At 41.4% G+C, this 19,548-nt stretch carries 12 protein-coding genes; 8 read left to right on the top strand and 4 right to left on the bottom strand.

Annotated features, from left to right (window positions below):
* Position 1 precedes the first annotated feature (1 nt).
* Positions 2–4,366, top strand: coding sequence for a two-partner secretion domain-containing protein (locus tag UYI_RS0111815; protein WP_016866875.1), 4,365 nt, complete (start codon positions 2–4; stop codon positions 4,364–4,366).
* Between the two features lie 157 nt (positions 4,367–4,523).
* Positions 4,524–7,343 carry a CHAT domain-containing protein gene (locus UYI_RS0111810; protein ID WP_016866874.1) on the top strand — a complete coding sequence of 940 codons (2,820 nt, stop codon included), beginning with the start codon at positions 4,524–4,526 and terminating at the stop codon, positions 7,341–7,343.
* A gap of 76 nt (positions 7,344–7,419) precedes the next feature.
* Here UYI_RS0111810 and UYI_RS0111805 read toward each other — a convergent pair whose 3' ends face one another.
* Positions 7,420–8,010, bottom strand: a complete 591-nt coding sequence (locus tag UYI_RS0111805) for a fasciclin domain-containing protein (RefSeq protein ID WP_016866873.1) — start codon at positions 8,008–8,010, stop codon at positions 7,420–7,422.
* Positions 8,011–8,534: 524 nt separating this feature from the next.
* On the opposite strand from UYI_RS0111805, the gene UYI_RS0111800 reads away from it, so the two are divergent.
* Entirely contained in the window at positions 8,535–9,005 is a 471-nt protein-coding gene (locus tag UYI_RS0111800; RefSeq protein WP_026085901.1) for a DUF4870 domain-containing protein, read from the top strand.
* Between the two features lie 225 nt (positions 9,006–9,230).
* On the opposite strand, the gene UYI_RS0111795 is transcribed toward UYI_RS0111800, so the two are convergent.
* Both UYI_RS0111795 and UYI_RS0111790 read right to left on the bottom strand, forming a co-directional pair.
* Positions 9,231–10,427, bottom strand: coding sequence for a DUF1624 domain-containing protein (locus tag UYI_RS0111795; RefSeq protein WP_016866871.1), 1,197 nt, complete (start codon positions 10,425–10,427; stop codon positions 9,231–9,233).
* A 440-nt stretch (positions 10,428–10,867) separates the two neighbouring features.
* A complete protein-coding gene (locus tag UYI_RS0111790; protein WP_016866870.1) occupies positions 10,868–11,296 on the bottom strand; it encodes a hypothetical protein in 429 nt (142 codons plus the stop codon).
* A 218-nt stretch (positions 11,297–11,514) separates the two neighbouring features.
* On the opposite strand from UYI_RS0111790, the gene UYI_RS0111785 reads away from it, so the two are divergent.
* The 5 genes from UYI_RS0111785 to UYI_RS0111760 all read left to right on the top strand — a co-directional run bounded on the left by UYI_RS0111785 (position 11,515) and on the right by UYI_RS0111760 (position 17,183).
* Positions 11,515–11,724: a heavy-metal-associated domain-containing protein gene (locus UYI_RS0111785; protein WP_016866869.1), complete on the top strand. Its 210-nt coding sequence runs from the start codon at positions 11,515–11,517 to the stop codon at positions 11,722–11,724.
* A gap of 34 nt (positions 11,725–11,758) precedes the next feature.
* Positions 11,759–14,017, top strand: coding sequence for a heavy metal translocating P-type ATPase (locus UYI_RS32445; RefSeq protein WP_016866868.1), 2,259 nt, complete (start codon positions 11,759–11,761; stop codon positions 14,015–14,017).
* A gap of 369 nt (positions 14,018–14,386) precedes the next feature.
* Entirely contained in the window at positions 14,387–14,983 is a 597-nt protein-coding gene (locus tag UYI_RS0111770) for a cupredoxin domain-containing protein (protein WP_016866866.1), read from the top strand.
* Positions 14,984–15,000: 17 nt separating this feature from the next.
* Positions 15,001–15,414: a heavy metal-responsive transcriptional regulator gene (locus UYI_RS0111765; RefSeq protein ID WP_016866865.1), complete on the top strand. Its 414-nt coding sequence runs from the start codon at positions 15,001–15,003 to the stop codon at positions 15,412–15,414.
* An 878-nt stretch (positions 15,415–16,292) separates the two neighbouring features.
* Positions 16,293–17,183, top strand: a complete 891-nt coding sequence (locus UYI_RS0111760; RefSeq protein ID WP_016866864.1) for a hypothetical protein — start codon at positions 16,293–16,295, stop codon at positions 17,181–17,183.
* A gap of 129 nt (positions 17,184–17,312) precedes the next feature.
* On the opposite strand, the gene UYI_RS0111755 is transcribed toward UYI_RS0111760, so the two are convergent.
* Entirely contained in the window at positions 17,313–19,220 is a 1,908-nt protein-coding gene (locus tag UYI_RS0111755) for a cyclase family protein (protein ID WP_016866863.1), read from the bottom strand.
* Between the last annotated feature and the right edge of the window lie 328 nt (positions 19,221–19,548).

The raw sequence follows: 19,548 nt of genomic DNA, 5'->3' as shown, positions 1-19,548 counted from the left end.
AATGCTACCGATTTTAGATAGTTTCTACCTAAAAAATCAAAAGCGATCGCTCGTCTGTAATCAAAACTACCAAACAAAATACAATTGGCGATCGCTGATTTGGTTCGCCTTGCCCTTAATTACTTTGGGCAGTTTTGCACCTATAAACAAAGCTACAGCCCAACTTACCCCAGATACCAGCTTAGGTGCCGAAAGTTCTGTTGTGAATCCTAATGTTGTTGATGGAATTGATTTAATTACTGGTGGTGCAACTCGCGGGTCAAATTTATTTCATTCTTTCCAAGATTTTAACGTTGATGCAGGTAGGGGAGCTTATTTTGACAATCCGACTGGGATTACCGATATTCTTACCAGAGTCACAGGTGGTAATCGCTCTAATATTCAAGGGACGCTTGGTGTTTTAGGAAGCGCCAATCTATTTTTAATTAACCCAAATGGGATTGATTTTGGTCCGAATGCAACTCTGGATTTGCGTGGTGGTTCATTTTTTGGCAGTACAGCCGATAGTGTATTATTTGACAACTTTGAATTCAGTGCTAGCAACCCGCAACCAGTTCCCCAGTTAACGATCAATATTCCCATCGGCTTGCGATTTCGGGATAATCCCGGCAGTATTACTAATCAATCGGTAGTTCAAAATATCAACGGTGATTTTTTTGGTTTGATAGTAGAACCAGGAAAAACTTTTGCTTTGGTTGGTGGGGATGTGATTTTCAACAACGGCACAGTCTTAACACCAGGAGGAAGAGTTGAATTAGGGGGACTCAGACAAGCCGGAACAGTTGCATTAAACCCTGATGGTAGCTTGAGCTTTCCTAATGGTGTGACCAGAGCAGATGTCACAATTAACAACGGTAGTACAGTAGCTGTACTTGGTGAAGGGGGAGGTAGTATTACCATCAATGCCCGTAATTTCGAGATTTCTGGGGGCAGTAATCTGCTTGCTGGCATCTTATCAGGTTTTGGCAATCCTGATGCTCAAGCGGGTGACATTGTCATTAATACTACAGACAAGTTTACAATCACGGGTAATGCTGACTCCTCTACGGAAATCAGCAATTTAGTCCAAAGCTCAGCAATTGGTAATGCAGGAAATGTCATCATTAACACTAAGACCTTGGAAGGAATTGGTGGTTTTGCAATCGGTTCTGCAACTTTTGGGCAAGGAAATGCCGGAAGAGTAAATGTTACAGCTACAGATAAAATATACTTGCAAGGATTGCCAGAATTAGGGAGCGGTTTTGGTAGTGTAGTGGGAGCTTTTGCGACTGGAAGTGCTAATGATGTTGTTATCGATACACCATCACTGACTTTAGAAAATTTTGCACAAATAGCTACTTCCACAACTGGGTCAGGAAATGCTGGCAACATCCGCATTAAAGCTTCTGAATCTGTTTCTATAAACAGCGGCTCCATCATGCAAGCTGCTACTTATGCATCTGGGAATGCAGGAGACATCATCATTGATGCAGCCAACGCAGATGTTGTATTTAATGCTGCTAGAATCAGTACTTCTGTTGCTGGTCGCTCAGATGACTTCGGTGTTGATTTAATTGGTACAGGATTGGGAGGCGATATAGTCATTAATGCGCGATCGCTTTCTTTGCAAAATGGTACTCAAGTATTTACCAATACTGCTGGGATTGTAGGAGATAAGGGTTTGCCTAATGCTGGCAACATTGAACTAAATATCTCTGATTCTATAACCCTTCAAGGTACTTCTTATCTTTTGTCTCGCACTTTCGGAGAAGGCAACGCTGGCAACATCAACATTACAACAGGCTCACTTTTTGCAACTGACGGTTCGCAATTAAGTTCAAGTACCTTTGGCAAAGGAGATGCAGGAGATGTAATTATTAATGCTCCAAATGGTACAGTCTCTTTTAACGGTACAGATAATCAAGGATTACCGAGTGCAATTTTTAGCAACGTAGAAACTGGCGGCACTGGTGATGGTGGAAACATCGACATTACTGCTAAATCGCTTTTCTTAACAGATGGGGGTGAACTAAATACCTTTATTCGTAATGGAATTAATACCAATCCCACTGATATACCTAATGCTGGAAATGTGAAGTTAAATATCAGTGATGCGATCGAGATTTCTGGAGCAAGTGACATACTTGCCTCCAATGGTCGTTACGCCAACAGTGGTATTTTTAGTAGTGTAGGTCTTGGGTCAACAGGTAATGCTGGCGATATTGAAATCACCACAGGATCACTTTTTGTCAGGAATGGAGGAGTATTGTCTGCTAGCACCTTTGGCAAAGGAGATGCAGGCAATATCACAATTAATGCTCCTAATGGTATTGTCTCTTTTGATGGTACAGAAAAACGGGGATTAACCACCAGTGCAGCCTTCAGCACTGTAGAAGCAGGAGGCCAAGGCAAGGGGGGAGATATTAATATTACTGCCAGATCACTCTCATTGACTAACGGAGGTCAACTGAATACCTTGGTTCGGGGTACAGATGGCATAAATCTTGGTGGTATAGGTGATGCTGGGAATGTGAAATTAAATATTAGCGATCGGATTGATATTGCAGGAATCGGTAACTTTGGCATTCGCAGTGGTATCTCTAGCAACGTAGAGACTGGTTCCACAGGCAATGCTGGCAATATAGATATCACCACAGGATCACTTTTTATCAGTGGTGGTGGACAACTAAATTCCAACACTTACAGCACAGGAAATGCAGGGAATATAATCATTAATGCTCCCAACGGTACTGTCTCCTTTGATGGTACAGATAAAATTTTCGGATTTCCCAGTGCAGCTTTCAGTAGTGTGGAAGCAGGAAGTACAGGCACAGGTGGAGATATCATTATCAATGCGAATTCGCTATCCTTGACCAATGGGGCCCAACTCAATACAGTTGTTCGTAATAATCTTAGTACTCAACCTGATAGGGTTATTAAGGCTGGAGATGTCAAACTAAATGTCAGCGATAGAATTGATATTTCGGGAGTGAGTGACATACTTGACATCAACGGTGTCTATAGCCGTAGCGGGATTTTTAGCAGTGTGGAAAAAAGAGCAATAGGTAACGCCGGCAATATAGATATCACCACAGGTTCACTATTTGTAACCGATGGCGGACAAATTTTTGCTGGTACTGCTGGTAGAGGAGATGCAGGTAATATCACAATCACAGCTAGAGATACTGTCTCTTTTAATGGCAAAGATAACATTGTAGAATTCCCCAGTGCAGCTTTTAGCACTGTGGAAGCAGGAGGTGTGGGTAAGGGCGGAGACATCAACATCACCGCTAGATCACTATTTTTGACTAACGGAGGTGAACTGAATACCTTTATCCGTAGTGGTGGCAAGGGTAATGCTGGAAACGTAAAGTTAAATATTAGAGATAGGATTAATATCACCGGAGTTGATAGTGGTATTTTTAGCAATGTGCTTGCTGGAGGAACAGGTAACGGCGGCAACATTGAAATTTATAAAGGTTCACTGTTTGTAAGTGATGGCGGTCAAATTACTGCCAGCACCTCTGGCGATGGCAATGCAGGTAGCATCAAAATCGATGCTAAGTCTCTGTTTGTGAACCGTGGTCAATTGATTACCAATAGTGAAGTAGACAATCGCCAAGCAGGTAACATAGAAATTACGACAGCTAAAGACATCCGGCTAGACAATCAGGCATTAATTAGCGCTACCACCAAAGGCGGTCAAGGTAATATTATCCTCAACTCCCGCGACTTAATTATGCGTCGCAATAGTAACATCAGAACTGATGCCACAGGTACAGCCACAGGTGGAAATATCACCATTGATACCGGCAACCTCGTCGCCTTAGAAAATAGTGATATCAGTGCTAATGCTGAAGAAAGCTTTGGGGGGAGGGTAATTATTAATGCTGATGCTATCTTTGGGACTCAATTCCGGGAAAATCTCACACCAGAAAGTGATATCACAGCCTCTTCTGACTTGGGACCACAGTTCAGTGGTACAGTCCAAATCGACACCGCAGATGTAGACCCCAGTCAAGGATTAGTTGAATTACCAGAAAACCTCACAGATCCAAGCAATCAAATCGCCCAGAATCCTTGTCAGAAAGGTTCTGGCAGTTCATTTATCATCACTGGACGGGGTGGTTTGCCATCCAGCCCAAACAATGACTTGAGCAGTGACAACATTCGCGTTGATTTGCTACAGCCTGTTAACAGTAGTAGCAATTCCCAGAGTGCAACTATTAATCAACCTACGAACCAATCTACAAGTAAGCAAATTGTTCCTGCCCAAGGATGGGTATTCAATGAAAAAGGCGAGGTGGTTCTCACAGCCTATGATCCTAATGCCTCTAATCCTCAGCGTACTAACCAAGTAAGTGCGTCTTGTCCTGCACCATTTTGAAGAAGGTGGGGTGATGGGGTGATGGGGAGTGTGAGGGGTAGTGAACAACTACTAACCACTATAGAGACGTGCCATGGCACGTCTCTACAACAACCAACAACTAACTACTAACCACTAACCAACAACCAACAACTAACAATGTTATTGGGAGTATAATATGAAACCAAATAAAGGCGTATTTAACCGTAATTTAACTAATCAAGTCAAAAGAATTTATCATAAGCGATCGCTATTTCTGGCGGTTTTGCTATTTATGTTTGCGTCTACAGCACCACCTGTAATTGCGAAAGTTTCACAAACAACTCAAATTGTGCAGACTCAATCAGATGCACAACAGCTAGTTAACCAAGCTACTCAGTTATACCGTTCTGGTCAATTGCAAGAAGCAGCAGTTGTGTGGGAAAAAGCAGTGTCTGCGTTTTCTGCCCAAAAAGATAATTTAAATCAAGCAATGGCTTTGAGCAATCTCTCATTGACTTATCAACAACTTGGACAGTGGGAGAAAGCCACAAAAGCCAATCAACAAAGTTTAGTTTTATTACAAACCCAATCCCAAAGTCAAGACAAACAGAAAATTTTAGCGCAGGCTTTAGATATTCAAGGCTATTTACAAAAAGAAGTTGGACAATTTACACAAAGCCTTGAAAGTTGGCAACAAGCTGCTAAAATCTACAGTCAGATTAAAGAACCTGCCAAGTTAGCACAAAATAAAATCAACCAGAGTCAAGTTATGCAAGATATGGGTCTTTTTCCCCGTGCTTGCAAGACTTTATTAGAAGTATTTAATCAAGAACTTGGAGTTAGCGATTGTCAAGAGTTTAGCCAATTATCATCAGAAGAATTAACAGCAAAACTCCAAAAAATTACCAGTGAATCTCCTTCTGTAACCAAAGTTATAGGCTTGAGAGGTCTGGGTGAATTACTACGTTTTATTGGTCAGCCAGAACAGTCTCAACTTGTCTTAGATAGGACCCTAATTTTAGCCCAAAAATTAAATTCTCCTCAAGAGCAAGCAGCTACTTATCTCAGTATGGGTAACACAGCTAAAACCTTAGCTGAAAATGAAAGGGTGCGGCGCAGAAGAGAAAATTATTATCAACAAGCAGTAGATGCTTATAGCCAAGCAGCAAAGCTGACCACTTTACCAACTACGCGCCAACAAGCACAACTAAATCAGTTTAGCCTCTTGTTAAAACAGGCACAATATGATCCCGAAAAATATCAACAAGCAAAAGCTTTTTGGTTATCTCTAAATCCTCAAGACTTAAAATTTTCTCCTAGTCGGACAGGAGTTTACGAGCAGATAAACTATGCTCAAAGCTTAGCAGAACTAATTCAACTCGAAAACTCCCAACAAAAGCAAGACTCGCAATTACCAAGTTTTGACGAAATTGATAAGATTTTAGCCGAAGCCGCCACCCAAGCCAAAAATTTAGGAGACAAACAAGCTGAAGCCTATGCATTAGGAAATCGTGGTGCGCTGTATGAGCAAAGAGGTAGTAAAGAGGATTTATCTCAAGCCGAAAAATTTACTAGACAGGCTTTGAATGTAGTTTCTAGCCTAGAATCACCCTACATATCCTATCAGTATTTCTGGCAACTGGGCAGGATACGTAAAGCCCAAGGGGATGTACCAGATGCGATCGCAGCTTACACCAAAGCTTATAATGCTCTGCAATCATTACGTAGCGATTTAGTAGCAGTTAATCCAGAAGTCCAGTTTTCTTTTCGATCTAGCGTAGAACCGGTTTATCGCCAACTAGTCGAACTGGAATTGGAGTATGCTCAATCCTTAAAAGCAGATAAAAAAGAACAGGAAAGCCAAAAACGATTAACTCAAGCAAGAAATGTGCTGGAATCTCTACAATTGGCTGAACTCAATAACTTTTTCCGTGAAGCCTGTGTAGAAGCAAATTCCCAACAAATCGATCAATTAGACACGAGCGCCGCAGTTGTTTATCCAATTATTTTATCCAATAAACAACAGTCAGATTCAGATGTCGAAAGATTAGAAGTAATTCTCAGCCTGCCAAAACAAGCGCCACGTCTTTACAGTACTACACTTAAAAAGCAAGAAGTAGAAGAAACTGTAGAACAAATACAGTCCTTTCTTAAATCTCCTGAACCTACCCTTGAACAGTCCCTGCCTTATTACCAAAAAGTATACGATTGGCTTATTCGGCCTCTCCAGCAAGACTTAGAAAACAACAAAATTAAAACCTTGGTGTTTGTTTTGGATGAAAAATTAAGAAATATTCCCATGTCTGTATTGCACGATGGCAAACAATATTTATTACAAAAATATGCCATTGCCTTAACTCCTGGTTTGCAGCTAATTAACCCCAAACCATTAACAGACATTAATATCAAAGCCATCACAGCAGGAATAAGTGAACCACGCGAAGGTTTTGAAGGATTACCTCAAGTAAAACAAGAGCTTAAACAAATTGAAGATTTAGGAGTAGCAACAAAGTTACTCCTTAATGACAAATTTACTACCAAAGAGGTTCAAAACCAGATTCTCAATTCTGATGTTTCGATCATTCACTTAGCAACTCATGCTCAATTTAGTTCGATCGCTGACGATACGTTTATTCTATTTTGGGATCAACGCATGAACGTTAAACAGTTAGGTAATCTCTTGCGAAACAATACACTAACTTCCCGTAGACCAATAGAATTATTAGTTCTCAGTGCTTGTGAAACAGCAATTGGTGATCAACGCGCTACTTTAGGACTAGCAGGGGTAGCAGTACGGTCTGGTGCGCGCAGTACAATGGCAACATTATGGTCAGTGCAAGATGACAGTACTGCCAAATTCATGGGTCATTTGTATAGTCAGTTAGAACAAGCTAAAAAGACGAAAATCAACAAAGCGCAAGCACTCCAACAAGCACAACTTGCTTTGCTCAATGATCAGCAATACAGCAATCCTCATTACTGGGCACCATTTGTTGTTGTAGGCAACTGGCAGTAAATGTAAAAATCCCCCAGGTTTACGAAAAACTAAGCTGGGGGACGATCTAATAATATAAAGCAAAATTTGCTAAAGCTTAGAAGTTAACATCAGAGGGCATGAGTAGTCCGCTAATTTGTACAATCACGCCATTTGTGGTACGTGTGGCAGGTTGGTAGACTTTAGCGTTATTTACCTTGACTTCGCCATTAGCATCTTCGGTAATTCTAAGTTCTGTACCTTCTAGAGTTTTGAGTACTCCAGTTTTGATTTGCTCAGGAGTGATTTCGCCAACAATCACGTGATATTTCAAAACTTTAACACGGTTTTCGGGCTGGCTATATTGCTTGAAGACGTTACTATCTAAAGAATTAAAGGCATTATCAGTCGGAGCAAAAATTGTGAAATAACCTGGCTTTTTCAGTGTGTCGAAAAGATCAGCTTCTTTCAATTCATCAACCAGATTGGTATATTTCCCATCCTTAGCAAGAGTATCAGCAATAGTACTGTTGGAGTTGCGATAAGGATAGTTGCGATAAGCAGAAGGTTGCAAAAAGGCAAAGCCATAGAATCTTCTAGCCAATACAGGAGAACTAATCATGGTTGTGACACCAATAATCCCCATCACCCAAGCCAATTTGACAAACCATTTTTTGCCAGTTAAGGCATGAAATTTGTGAGGAAACATAAGACTTACCTGGTAACTCTAAGTTTATGCTAATACTACAAGAGTTCAATGGTAATTTTCGGAAAAAATTATATAGTATTTGAGTTCAATATCGTGAAGCTGATATCATGATATCAACAGTATAAAATTAGCAGACTAACTTTACATTCCTGGTATCTTGACTTTTTAGGTAAAGCCTTGATTTGTTAAGTTTTTTAATAGCAACATCCTGATTTTAGATTATTAGACATAGTTAAAAAGAAAACTGTGTCATGAAAAATACGTATTGACTAGCGATCGCACTTCGGTTCGCATGGGGTCTTCCCACTAGAAAGGATAAACTTTGCCTAAGTGCAGTCTGAGTGCGACTGCAAAAAGCTTTTGCGCCTCAAGCAATGACAAATCCTAGATTTTAGTCTTGACTTTTTTTACATATAACCTCTAATGTGGACTCATTCTGTAAAGCAAAATGTTTAGTTGTAGGAAAGCAAACACAGATGTACACCAATAAGTTGTTTAGATAAATCCACATAAAGTCAATAACTATGAGAGAAAACAGCAACAAGCAAATACGTATTTGGGCTATGTTGTGTCATCTTTCGGCTTTGTTGTGGATTCCACTAATTTTTTTGGTATTTATTGGCATACCCGTATATCTGCCTTTGCTGAATATCCTGGGGCCATTGGTAGTTTGGCAGTGGAAAAAATCACAAGACCCATGGATAGATTTTCAAGGCAAAGAATCTTTAAACTTTCAACTTTCGCTAACAGTTTATACCTTAATTGTAATCATTATTTCCTTATTTCTAGTTTTTACAACTTGTGGTATTGCACTTACAAATAATGTGCCTTCTCAACAACTAGAATCCACCTTAAATACTTTATTAATAGTTTTAATTACACTAATAACAATATTATTATTAGTCGAATTAATTTTAGTAATTTTTGCTTCTATCAAAGCTTACAAAGGTCAACATTACCGCTATCCCTTTACAATTAGATTTTTGAGAAATTGAGTATAGCTACAGCATATTTCAAGTTTGTGAGGTACAAAAAGACCCCACCCTTGAAAGTCGCGCACTCTCCCCTTACTAAGGGGAGGGTTGGGGAGGAGTGTACTTCATTTACCTACAATATGCTGTATCATCAGACACGTCTATCTCTGCGTCCCTGTTGCGCTTACTTTGCTAGCTGGTGCTTTTACAAAATTTTCTCTGCGTAAACCTCTGTGCTGAATCTGCTTACAAATAATTTAACCACCAATTTTGATGTTTTGCTTTATAGTTGGCAAACCAATTACAAATGGGATACAAGATAACAAGTATGATGAGCCAGAGAATATAAATCTTTGGTAAATCATACCCATATTCTGGTGGCATAAGATGAGACATGATGTAGGGCTGAATAATTGCTTTCCAACCGTAATTAGGAAAGGCAAGTAGGACAGCGGCAATGTGGATCAGCCAAAGGTGGATAATGTAGAAAAATAGAGGAACTCGACCGAAGAGTGCAAGGGGTTTAAGAATTCTAAATCTATGGTTTTCAAACAAATGAAATATTAGGATTGCTATACCAAGGGTTATCAATAAAAAGAGCAATGAAGGTGGATATTTATGGCAGTTGATAAATGATAGCAAGGTGCGAGAAAAGCTGGACTGAAATGACCAAGGTTTAGGGTCGCCATAAATATTGATTGCCCGAAGGATAATAAAGGTAAGAATTAGACCTAGCCCTAAGCGTTGGAGTAACTGGCTGCGCTGAGATTTTTCCAAATTAAAAACTCTTCCAAAAGCATAACCCACCGCCATCACTCCTATCCAAGGAATGAGGGGATAAACGATGAAAAAGCTGATTCTAGGAAAGGGTGTGAACATTTGTTGTTCGTGAAGTACCGCCCAAAACCAACCCCATCTTCCTAGTTGTTCAACATGTAAATTATCAAACAAATTGTGTCCGACTATGAGCAGGATTCCGAATGTAGCGATCGCTCTATTCGGAAAATGAATTAGCACTGCTAAGACTACCATAGACCAACCAATTACCCACAGCACACCTGCCCCGAAAAAGGTCGGGTTGAAAGTCCATGCAAGGCTAATTACCGTCAACTCCAGAAACACCAACCATAGCCCGCGAGTGAACAGAAAGCGGGAAAGTTCTCGTTTGTTCCTATAGCGCTGAAGAGAAAGATAGGTGGCGACACCTGCTAGAAACACAAAAGAAGGCGCGCATAAATGAGTCACCCATCTAGTGAAAAACAAAGGGATGGTAGTCTGGGTGATATCTAAAGGACTAAAGCGGACGTTGGTAAAAAATGATCGCACATGGTCTAAGGCCATTAGCACCATGACAAGTCCACGCCACAAATCTATGGATAGCAGGCGCTTACTTTTAGGCTGGTCATAATTGTCAGCGTTGGAAGCAGAAACTATCGAATTCATCGCACAAATCGTTAAAATAGTGGATATGGGGCAAAGAGGATGGTACTCAATATCAATGCGATCGCAAAGTTCCAACAGTGTTCATTGGCGCTCATTGCAAACAACACTTGACTATTTACTTAACTATTTAGTAATGGAACTTTACGCAAGATGAACGCCCTCATCCTCAAAAGGCTACAGGTTTTTTAAATTCCTGGAAACCTTACTCTGAAAAAAGAAGGCAGAAAGCAGAAGGCAGAAGGCAGAATTGACTTGTTTGTTTATTCGTAACAGGTGATGCGCCGCCTGTAGGGCGTTTTAAAGAAACATCCTGCGTAAAGCTTATTTAGCAAGGTTTAGAGTGGATGAAGTATTTTGCGTAGCTGGAGAAATGTCAGCAGCCAAAAACCGCAGTTCTCTTAACTGATGCGGTTTATAAAGCGCTTAATATCAATCAACTATTAATTCACAACGTTACAAATACCGTCTATACGCTGCTTTAATAAAGATTTTAAAGCTGCTTCTTGAGACTTCAACTTTACAATTGTTGGTTGTTCTTCTACAAACACAAGTCTCTTCTTAGCTAGCTCAACTTGCACCGTCTGCAAATCTGCTAAAATATCATGCACACCAGATATCTTACCACCAGCAGCAGCATCCTCCGCTTCCACCTCACCGCGATTGAATTTGCGGCACAATTTAGCTTGTAATTTTAGCTGTTGAATGTTTGCTTTGGAGTCACTTTCCTGCTTAGCAATAGCAAAACCAGCTGCATAACTAGCTATTCCTACAGAAACCACAACTACTGCTGATCCTACCAGCCGACGCAGCTTGAGAACCGATCCAGAATTTTGAATACTTCTCTGTTCAGAATCGCCCTTAGTTTCCATAAATTTGACTAACTCAATAGCTCAATTCTGGAGACAGAATATTCTCAAAATAAGTTCCAATCAACTCACAGCTGCTTCTAACTTCTCTATTGTCCCAGGATTGGCATCTATTTTCGCTTTACCCACAGCCAAGATAAATTTTTTCTCACTACCCCTTGACTCTCCAGCAAGATGGAGATTTCAAAATGAGATTAGTTGATTAAATAGAGTACATTCAGATGAAACTTCACCTCAAAGTTCCTAACATGGCTTGTTCTGCTTGTGGAGAAAGCATCACAAAAGCGGTGAAAACAGTTGATCCCGCAGCCATCGTTGAGGCTGATACCAAAACTAAGCTTGTCCACATCGAAACTCAAGCAGCAGAAACTGCCATCACAGAAGCAATTACAGCCGCAGGTTATACGGTTACTGGTAACTATATTCTTTAAAAAGCAGTTCAGACAATCGTTAGGAGGTGTGACAATGGAAAACACGAATCTGAAACTGCGGGGTATGAGTTGTGCCTCTTGCGCTAAAACAATTGAAGATACGATTCGCTCTATTGATGGTGTAAATGAGTGTAGCGTTAACTTCGGGGTAGAGCAAGCCACTGTCACCTATGATCCCAGAAAAACTAACCCAAAAGCAATTTGCGATGCGGTAGATGCGGTGGGATACTCTGCTCAACCCCTACAAGACGATGATTTATTCACCACAGATGATGCAGAAGTGCAAGCACGCCAAGCCGAAAATCGAGCCTTAGTCAGAAAAGTTTGGGTCGGCGGCATTATTAGCGCCATCATGGTCATTGGTTCGCTACCGATGATGACGGGGTTGTCCATTCCCTTTATTCCCATGTGGTTGCATAATCCTTGGTTACAGCTTGTGCTGGCGACTCCAGTTTTGTTTTGGTGTGGTGCATCTTTCTTTGTCAATGCCTGGAAAGCTCTCAAACGTCACGCGGCAACAATGGATACCTTGGTAGCGATTGGTACAGGAGCCGCTTATCTGTATTCCCTCTTCCCTACCTTCTTGCCTGGGTTCTTCACCGAGCGAGGATTACCGCCTGATGTGTACTACGAAGCAGCTGTAGTGATCATTACTCTAATTTTACTGGGACGACTGCTAGAAAATCGTGCCAAAGGACAAACTTCCCAAGCAATTCGTAAGTTGATGGGTTTGCAAGCAAAAACAGCACGAGTCATTCGTAATGGACAAGAGATTGATCTGCCCATTGCAGAGGTAATTAAAGGCGATGTCATTCTGGTGCGTCCAGGTGAAAAGATTCCGGTAGATGGCGAGATCATCAATGGTTCTTCAACTATCGATGAGGCAATGGTCACGGGTGAAAGTCTTCCTGTGAAGAAGCAACCGGGTGATGAAGTGATTGGAGCCACGCTCAACAAAACTGGTAGCTTCAAATTCCGAGCAACACGAGTAGGTAAAGATACATTTTTGGCGCAGATTGTCAAGTTAGTGCAGCAAGCCCAAGGGTCGAAAGCACCAATTCAAAAGCTAGCCGACCAAGTTACTGGCGCTTTTGTGCCTGCCGTAATTGCCATTGCGATCGCTACTTTTATCATCTGGTATAACATCATGGGCAATGTGACGATGGCACTAATTACCACTGTCGGTGTGTTAATCATTGCTTGTCCGTGTGCCCTTGGCTTGGCAACGCCAACTTCGATCATGGTAGGAACGGGTAAAGGTGCAGAAAACGGCATCTTGATCAAAGGGGCAGAAAGTCTGGAACTCGCGCACAAGCTCAAGACTGTTGTTCTCGACAAAACAGGTACAATTACGCAAGGTAAGCCGACTGTCACCGATTTTGTAACTGTCAATGGTACAGCTAATAACAACGAGCTAAATCTTCTGCGCCTTGCAGCATCTATCGAACGCAATTCAGAACATCCACTAGCAGAGGCAGTTGTGAATTATGCTCAATCTCAAGGTGTGGAGTTAACAGATGCACAGGAGTTTGAAGCGATCGCTGGTAGCGGTGTGCAAGGGTACGTGTCAAATCAATGGGTACAAATTGGCACCCACCGTTGGATGAATGAATTAGGCATCGAAACAAGTGCATTGCAGGAACACTGGGAACGCTTGGAGTATCTTGGTAAGACAGTGATCTGGATTGCTGTAGATAGCAAAGTCCAAGGGATTATGGGTATTGCTGATGCGGTGAAACCATCTTCTGTAAACGCGATTCGCACATTGCAGAAAATGGGATTGGAAGTGGTGATGTTAACCGGAGACAATCGCCGCACTGCCGAAGTTATTGCTCGTGAAGTGGGCATCAAGCGAGTTTTTGCCGAAGTTCGCCCAGATCAAAAAGCCGAGACTGTCGAGAAAATTCAGTCGGAAGGCAAAATTGTAGCAATGGTCGGGGATGGCATTAATGATGCCCCAGCACTGGCTCAAGCCGATGTCGGGATCGCAATTGGCACAGGAACAGATATAGCGATCGCAGCTAGTGACATCACCCTGATATCGGGAGATTTACAAGGTATTGTCACCGCTATCCAACTGAGTCGTGCCACGATTCGCAACATTCGTCAGAATCTCTTCTTCGCCTTTATCTATAACGTCGCTGGTATTCCAATTGCAGCCGGAATTCTCTTTCCTTTCTTCGGTTGGTTGCTTAGCCCGATTATTGCAGGTGCAGCAATGGCGTTTAGTTCCGTATCGGTAGTTACGAATGCACTACGTTTACGTAATTTCCGAGCAAAAACAATTGGTTGATAATTTACAAGGAGTAGTAACGATGCTGAATCAAGTAACATTTTTTGCAACCTTGGTAGGATTTGGATTTTTACTTGGAGCTATTTCAGGTGCATTAGCGTAGTAGTGGTCTATCGCAAAAGTTATGAGAAGTTGTGAGGGGTCAGATCCCCGACTTCTTCAAGAAATCGGGGATCTTGTAGCCCAGCAAAATTAATGCGATGAACCACTAGTAGTCTGGCAAGACAACTTTGCTAGGTGAATTAACTTCTCAAATTCTCTTTTTCTCTTGTTATTGGCGCACTTGGCGTCTTGGCGGTTTATGACTCTACCCCACAAAGTTGCCTTGACAAAGAAGTAGTTACATTGGCCAAAGGAGAGGTTTATAGAATGAACAAAATAGCAATCATTGGCAGTGTTGCAAGTTTGGGATTGGTGTTTGGAATTGCTTCTAACAAAGCAGTTGCACAAATGCCCCATGAACAGATGCAACCATCTCAAACGAAGCAAACCAGTCAGTTCCGTCGCATCGAACAACCCTTGTGGGCAAAAGCAGCCGTTACTACTGGCGGATTAGGATTGATAGGACTGGAGTTATGGTGGTTTCTGCTGAGTAAACCAAAGTCGCAAAAAGCACAATCAAAGCAGGGCGTTCAGGAGGTAACAATTACCGTTGATGGTGGGTATGAACCAAGTCAAGTGGTAGTTAACCCAGCTCAACGAGTACGGCTCAATTTCTACCGCAAAGATCCCAGCAGTTGCCTTGAAGAAGTCCGATTTCCTGACTTCCATATTGCCCAACAGCTACCCCTGAACCAAGTTACTCCAATTGAGTTCACTCCCAAGCAACCAGGAACTTACACCTTTACCTGCGGCATGAATATGTTTCGAGGCGAAGTTAAGGTTGAAGCGGGGCAAGTTCAATCTCCAAAGGAGGATGAAATTATGGCAGATACTCAAGCAACAATGACAACACGCAGAAACTAGATAAGTAGGAGTTAATTATGTTAGCCCAAGAAACACTGAAGCAGATTGGTTTAGTTGCTAAAGAAAGTGGCATTCCCATCAAAACAATTCGTTACTACGAAGAACTGGGCTTGCTCAAGGCTTCGGATCGGACTGAAGGTGGATTTCGGTTATTTAACTCAAATGTTTTTGCCCGCCTAAGCTTTATCAAACGTGCCCAGAGCCTTGGATTGAGCTTGTTAGAGATTAAAGAGTTGCTGGATGTGCATGACCAAGGGGACTTGCCCTGTGACCACATTAAAGCAAAACTGAATGATAAAATTGCAGCGATCGCACACCAAATCGAACAGCTACAAGTATTGAAGTTGGAGTTAGAAGGGCTGCTTTCAGGCTGGAAATCGGTTTCTGAAATACCTGAAAATACTATTTGTCCGATTATCGACCCGAGTTAGAAAATCAATTCTATGCAGTGCGTGACGCTAAGTTTTTTGGTTGAGCGCTAGTTGAAGATAACCAACCTGATTTAAATTCCTTTAACCCTTCCCCCTGACTTCTGCTACGAAGTCTAATGTCTTTTGTTTCAATAATACCAGCAGCACTAATTAATTCTACGGTGACGCCTGCTTGTAAATGTTGTAGCTTGAGTACGGAATTTGAATCTAGTTTAGATTGGATTGCAAAAGGTTGTATATGAGCGGATAATCAAGATAACACGATGGTTTTCAGGCATTTTCGACGGTTGATGGTTATCGAAAAAATATAGTATCATTTAGAACTTGTATCCAATGCTAGGAAAAACGCGAAGGTAAAAGGTGAAAGTAAAAAACCTTCCCATTACTTTTACCTTTTACCTTTTACTTTTGACTGATTGCGAAAGCCAGTCTCAATTGCAAGATTTAACCGCATTTCCCGTACCCTCGCAGACATTAGTGCAATTACTTTCACCTCTGACGAGTGGTATAGCACCTAATCGCAGACTACTATATATAATTCTAAATCAGTCAACAGTTATCAATGAAACGATAACTGATAACTGTTAAACCCGCCACCAACGCATTGTGGAATCGCTTAGTTATCAGTCCTGATTTCAGGATTACAAAATCTTCTCCATAAACACAGTACATGAGGCGATCGCTTATTTACTTCAGAGTCCTCTGTAATTATTCAGAAATCAAGACATCCTTCTTTGTATCTTCAATAAGTAATACTTGATTTCGGATAACACTTATGCATTATTACGTTCACCCGTTTCAACTCGAACTCCATAAATTGGAAATGATTTAGTGAGCGTTTTAACGCTCACTACGAACTTAAACGATTAAATACGACTATGAATATTTTAATTTTGGGTAATTCTTCAGATGCTCATGCTGTGCAGGCGGGAGCAACTGTAGATTATTTAGATACTCAAATGTTTCCCAGTCAACTAAAAATATCTTGGGAACCGAATTCTTTTGTTGGTTCTCTCAAATTATCTCCAGAACATCAATTAGATTTTCAAGATATTCACAGTGTTTATTGGCGTAGCTTGGGTAGCGTTGGTATTCCTTCTCTAGAAGATCCCCATCAACAGAACATCGCCTTCAATGATTCTATGAGTGTGCTACGGACATTATTCAAAGCATGTCCAGCGCGTTGGGTGAACTCTTGGGAAGCGTATCAATTTCATAAAGAAAAACCCCTACAACTTCGCCAAGTTCATCTTTTAGGTGTCAAAATTCCCCAAACTCTGATCACTAACGATCCACAAGAAGTAATCAGGTTTGCTAAATCTTACGAAAAAGCCATTTTTAAACCTGTATACGGTGGCGCTCATACTCAAATTTTAACCGCATCTCTGTTAGATCCGAAGCGACTAAATTTAGCTTTGAGTATTGCTCCTGTTACCTTACAAGAGTACATCCCTGGAACCAACATTCGCAGTTACGTAATTGGTAACTCTGTTTATGCGGCGGAGATTCGCAGTCATGATTTAGACTTCCGTACAGATATAGAAGCACAATTAATTCCGGTGGAATTGCCAAAACAAATTCAACAGCAGTGTAAAGACATGGCCAAAGCATTATATCTAGAATGGACAGCGATCGACTGGCGGCAAAATTCTGCGGGTGAGTATGTTTTTTTAGAAGCCAATCCTAGTCCGATGTTTCTCCATTTTGAAAAACAGACAGGTTTTCCAATTACTGAGAAGCTAGTGGAATTGTTGATGATGAGATCGTAGTTAATTGTCAATTGTGATTCGACTATTGAAATGAATCTTTCTTGGTGTCTTGGTGGTTCAAAAATTATCTTTTTCACCACTAAGACACTAAGGATTTAATTTTGTTTTGTGCGAGTTCGTTTTCCACTCCTAAATCAACGCCATCACCCCAGCAGGAGAACCGGAACCATCTCGTAATCTCAAAATTCCAATCACGAGAGTTGTACCCTTGGGTGGTAGTTGATCTAAATTGGTGAGATTTTCTAAGACAATACGTGGTTTTGCTAATACAAGATTGTTGGTTGTAAAATTTGTGTCTTGTCCAGAGTCTACGCCATGAGTATCAATTCCAACTCCGGCAATTTGACGCTCATTCAATAGAAACTCCGTTGCATCGCTGCCGAATCCAGGAAAATGCATGTTTCCTTGAGCATCCTGATTCATGAAGGCAGTGCGATCGCACCATTTTTCTTGCCAGCCTGTGTACAATAACACCAAATTTCCAGGCGAAATTTCACCGTGTTGCTTCTCCCACACCAGAATATCAGCAACAGTGAGGCTATAGTCTGGGTTAATTGCTACTTGCTGTTGGATGTTAATTACCACCGCAGGTATAATTAGTGATTTTGCAGGGTATTGATCAATGCCAGCACCAGAATTATAAAAACTTTTTGGGGCATTAACATGAGTAGCGCTGTGTTCACCTAAACAGAAGCGTCGGAGATAATAGCCGTCTTTTTCTATTTCTGCGACAGTCTCAAACTCCACCGCAGGATCACCCTGCCATTGGGGAATGTTGGTATCTATAACATGACTCAGATGGATGACTCGTGAATAGGTAATAGTTTTTGATGGAGAACATAAAAAAGAATTTTCTCCCCTTTGTCCACCCCACTCCTCACACTCCACCCTGCGGGAAGCCGAAGAAGGCGCGTCTACACACTCATCACTTCCCCACCTCCGACTCAACCTCTCCAGCGTCGCCTCCATCACAGCGCTTGTCTGTCCGGTGACGGTAAATACCAGTGCTTCTCTATAAACGCGCTGTGCAGGATGATGTAAATAATTGGCAGCACCACTAGAAACAGTGACGGCTGCATGAGCAATGCGTGTTGCTAAATCAATTGCCCAGGATCTAAGTTGTAGCTTTTCTAACAATTGAGCATGAGTATTTTTCTGTAAGCGACGAATGGCAGTGCGACAGTGGTTGAGTTCTTGTTGGAAAGCTGTCAAAGCATTAGCGATCGCAGGCAATGATTTTGTCTTTAGGGCAGATTCTATAATATCTAAACCAGCGAAGGCGCAACCTGTAGCTAAAAAGGTGGCACGAAGGACGTTATTTTTATCGTTTTCATGAATCCATCCGACTGGTTTAATGGAAACTACGCGCTCTTGAGGTAGAAAGTAGCTATTTAAGTTGGCTGTGACGGTATTGGTTGATGTCATTGCTGCTAGTTCAGTTGGGGAGGTAAATGTAATCTTGCTTGTTGAGTTTTGGTAGGTATCTTGAAAAGGAACTACGCCGAAAACAGCACGTCCATCGGGAAGGGTAGCAGCAACAATAAAATCATCAAACATTCCCCATCCAGTTACCCAAGGTACGACTCCATCTAATTGATACCCTCCTGGAACGAGTTTAGCTAGCGTTAGCGGTTCACCTCCCCGGCGTAACTGCGAAAAGCCGACACCGACTAAAAGTTCACCTTTACCTATACGTGGTAAATACTCCTGCTTGAGAACAGAATTACTACTAGCAGCTAGCATTGCAGCAGCGCTTTGGTGTTGAGTTTGCAAAAAAGCTAAAGCACCAGAATACCGTGCTACCAGTTCTTGAAAATCACTAAAAGTTTCTTCACTAACTTCTTTGCCACCCCAATTGTGGGGAACACGTAACGCCAGCAAGCCTAAATCTCTGAGTCCTTGCAGTGCCTGCATCAGTGTATCCGGGTTGCTGTCTATCTCGTTAGCTTTGACTGCAACTGAGTTGAGCAAATAAGAATGCGCTATTTCTAAAACAGAATGGTTTTCCTTAGGTGACACTTGGCGATCGCAATCCATCAGCTTTACGCTAGCTTAGCAAAAAAGTATGAAGTATGAAGGACCTTCACCCTTCATCCTTCAAAAAAGAATCCCTCCAAATCCTGTAAGTCACAGGTTTTAGAGGGTTCAAATGTTGCAGCAAAAAGTGAATTAGTAATAGGTTAGCAGCCTCTAAGTTAATTTTTGACTAAGCTTTAATTAAATTTACGTAAAAAGCTGCACTGGTTTACGTACAGTATTAATCCCCTAGAGAAAAATATAATACTTACCAAGCAGTAAAAATCACTATCAGTTCACTCGAGTGAGCTTTCGCTATTAGACCAGTACTTTAGATTGGGACGAGTTA

Source organism: Fischerella muscicola PCC 7414 (genome assembly GCF_000317205.1).
Lineage (GTDB): Bacteria > Cyanobacteriota > Cyanobacteriia > Cyanobacteriales > Nostocaceae > Fischerella > Fischerella muscicola.
Note: the sequence above shows the minus strand (reverse complement) of the source record. Positions and strands in the feature narration are given on the sequence as shown.

Bases quoted from the DNA above. Each gene is read 5' to 3' on its own strand.
- UYI_RS0111785 (WP_016866869.1), top strand. From the start codon at position 11,515: ATGAAACTTCACCTCAAAGTTCCTAACATGGCTTGTTCTGCTTGTGGA.
- UYI_RS0111765 (WP_016866865.1), top strand. From the start codon at position 15,001: ATGTTAGCCCAAGAAACACTGAAGCAGATTGGTTTAGTTGCTAAAGAA.
- UYI_RS0111790 (WP_016866870.1), bottom strand. From the start codon at position 11,296: ATGGAAACTAAGGGCGATTCTGAACAGAGAAGTATTCAAAATTCTGGA.
- UYI_RS0111795 (WP_016866871.1), bottom strand. From the start codon at position 10,427: ATGAATTCGATAGTTTCTGCTTCCAACGCTGACAATTATGACCAGCCT.
- UYI_RS0111810 (WP_016866874.1), top strand. From the start codon at position 4,524: ATGAAACCAAATAAAGGCGTATTTAACCGTAATTTAACTAATCAAGTC.
- UYI_RS0111755 (WP_016866863.1), bottom strand. From the start codon at position 19,220: ATGGATTGCGATCGCCAAGTGTCACCTAAGGAAAACCATTCTGTTTTA.
- UYI_RS0111815 (WP_016866875.1), top strand. From the start codon at position 2: ATGCTACCGATTTTAGATAGTTTCTACCTAAAAAATCAAAAGCGATCG.
- UYI_RS0111770 (WP_016866866.1), top strand. From the start codon at position 14,387: ATGAACAAAATAGCAATCATTGGCAGTGTTGCAAGTTTGGGATTGGTG.
- UYI_RS0111800 (WP_026085901.1), top strand. From the start codon at position 8,535: ATGAGAGAAAACAGCAACAAGCAAATACGTATTTGGGCTATGTTGTGT.
- UYI_RS32445 (WP_016866868.1), top strand. From the start codon at position 11,759: ATGGAAAACACGAATCTGAAACTGCGGGGTATGAGTTGTGCCTCTTGC.
- UYI_RS0111760 (WP_016866864.1), top strand. From the start codon at position 16,293: ATGAATATTTTAATTTTGGGTAATTCTTCAGATGCTCATGCTGTGCAG.
- UYI_RS0111805 (WP_016866873.1), bottom strand. From the start codon at position 8,010: ATGTTTCCTCACAAATTTCATGCCTTAACTGGCAAAAAATGGTTTGTC.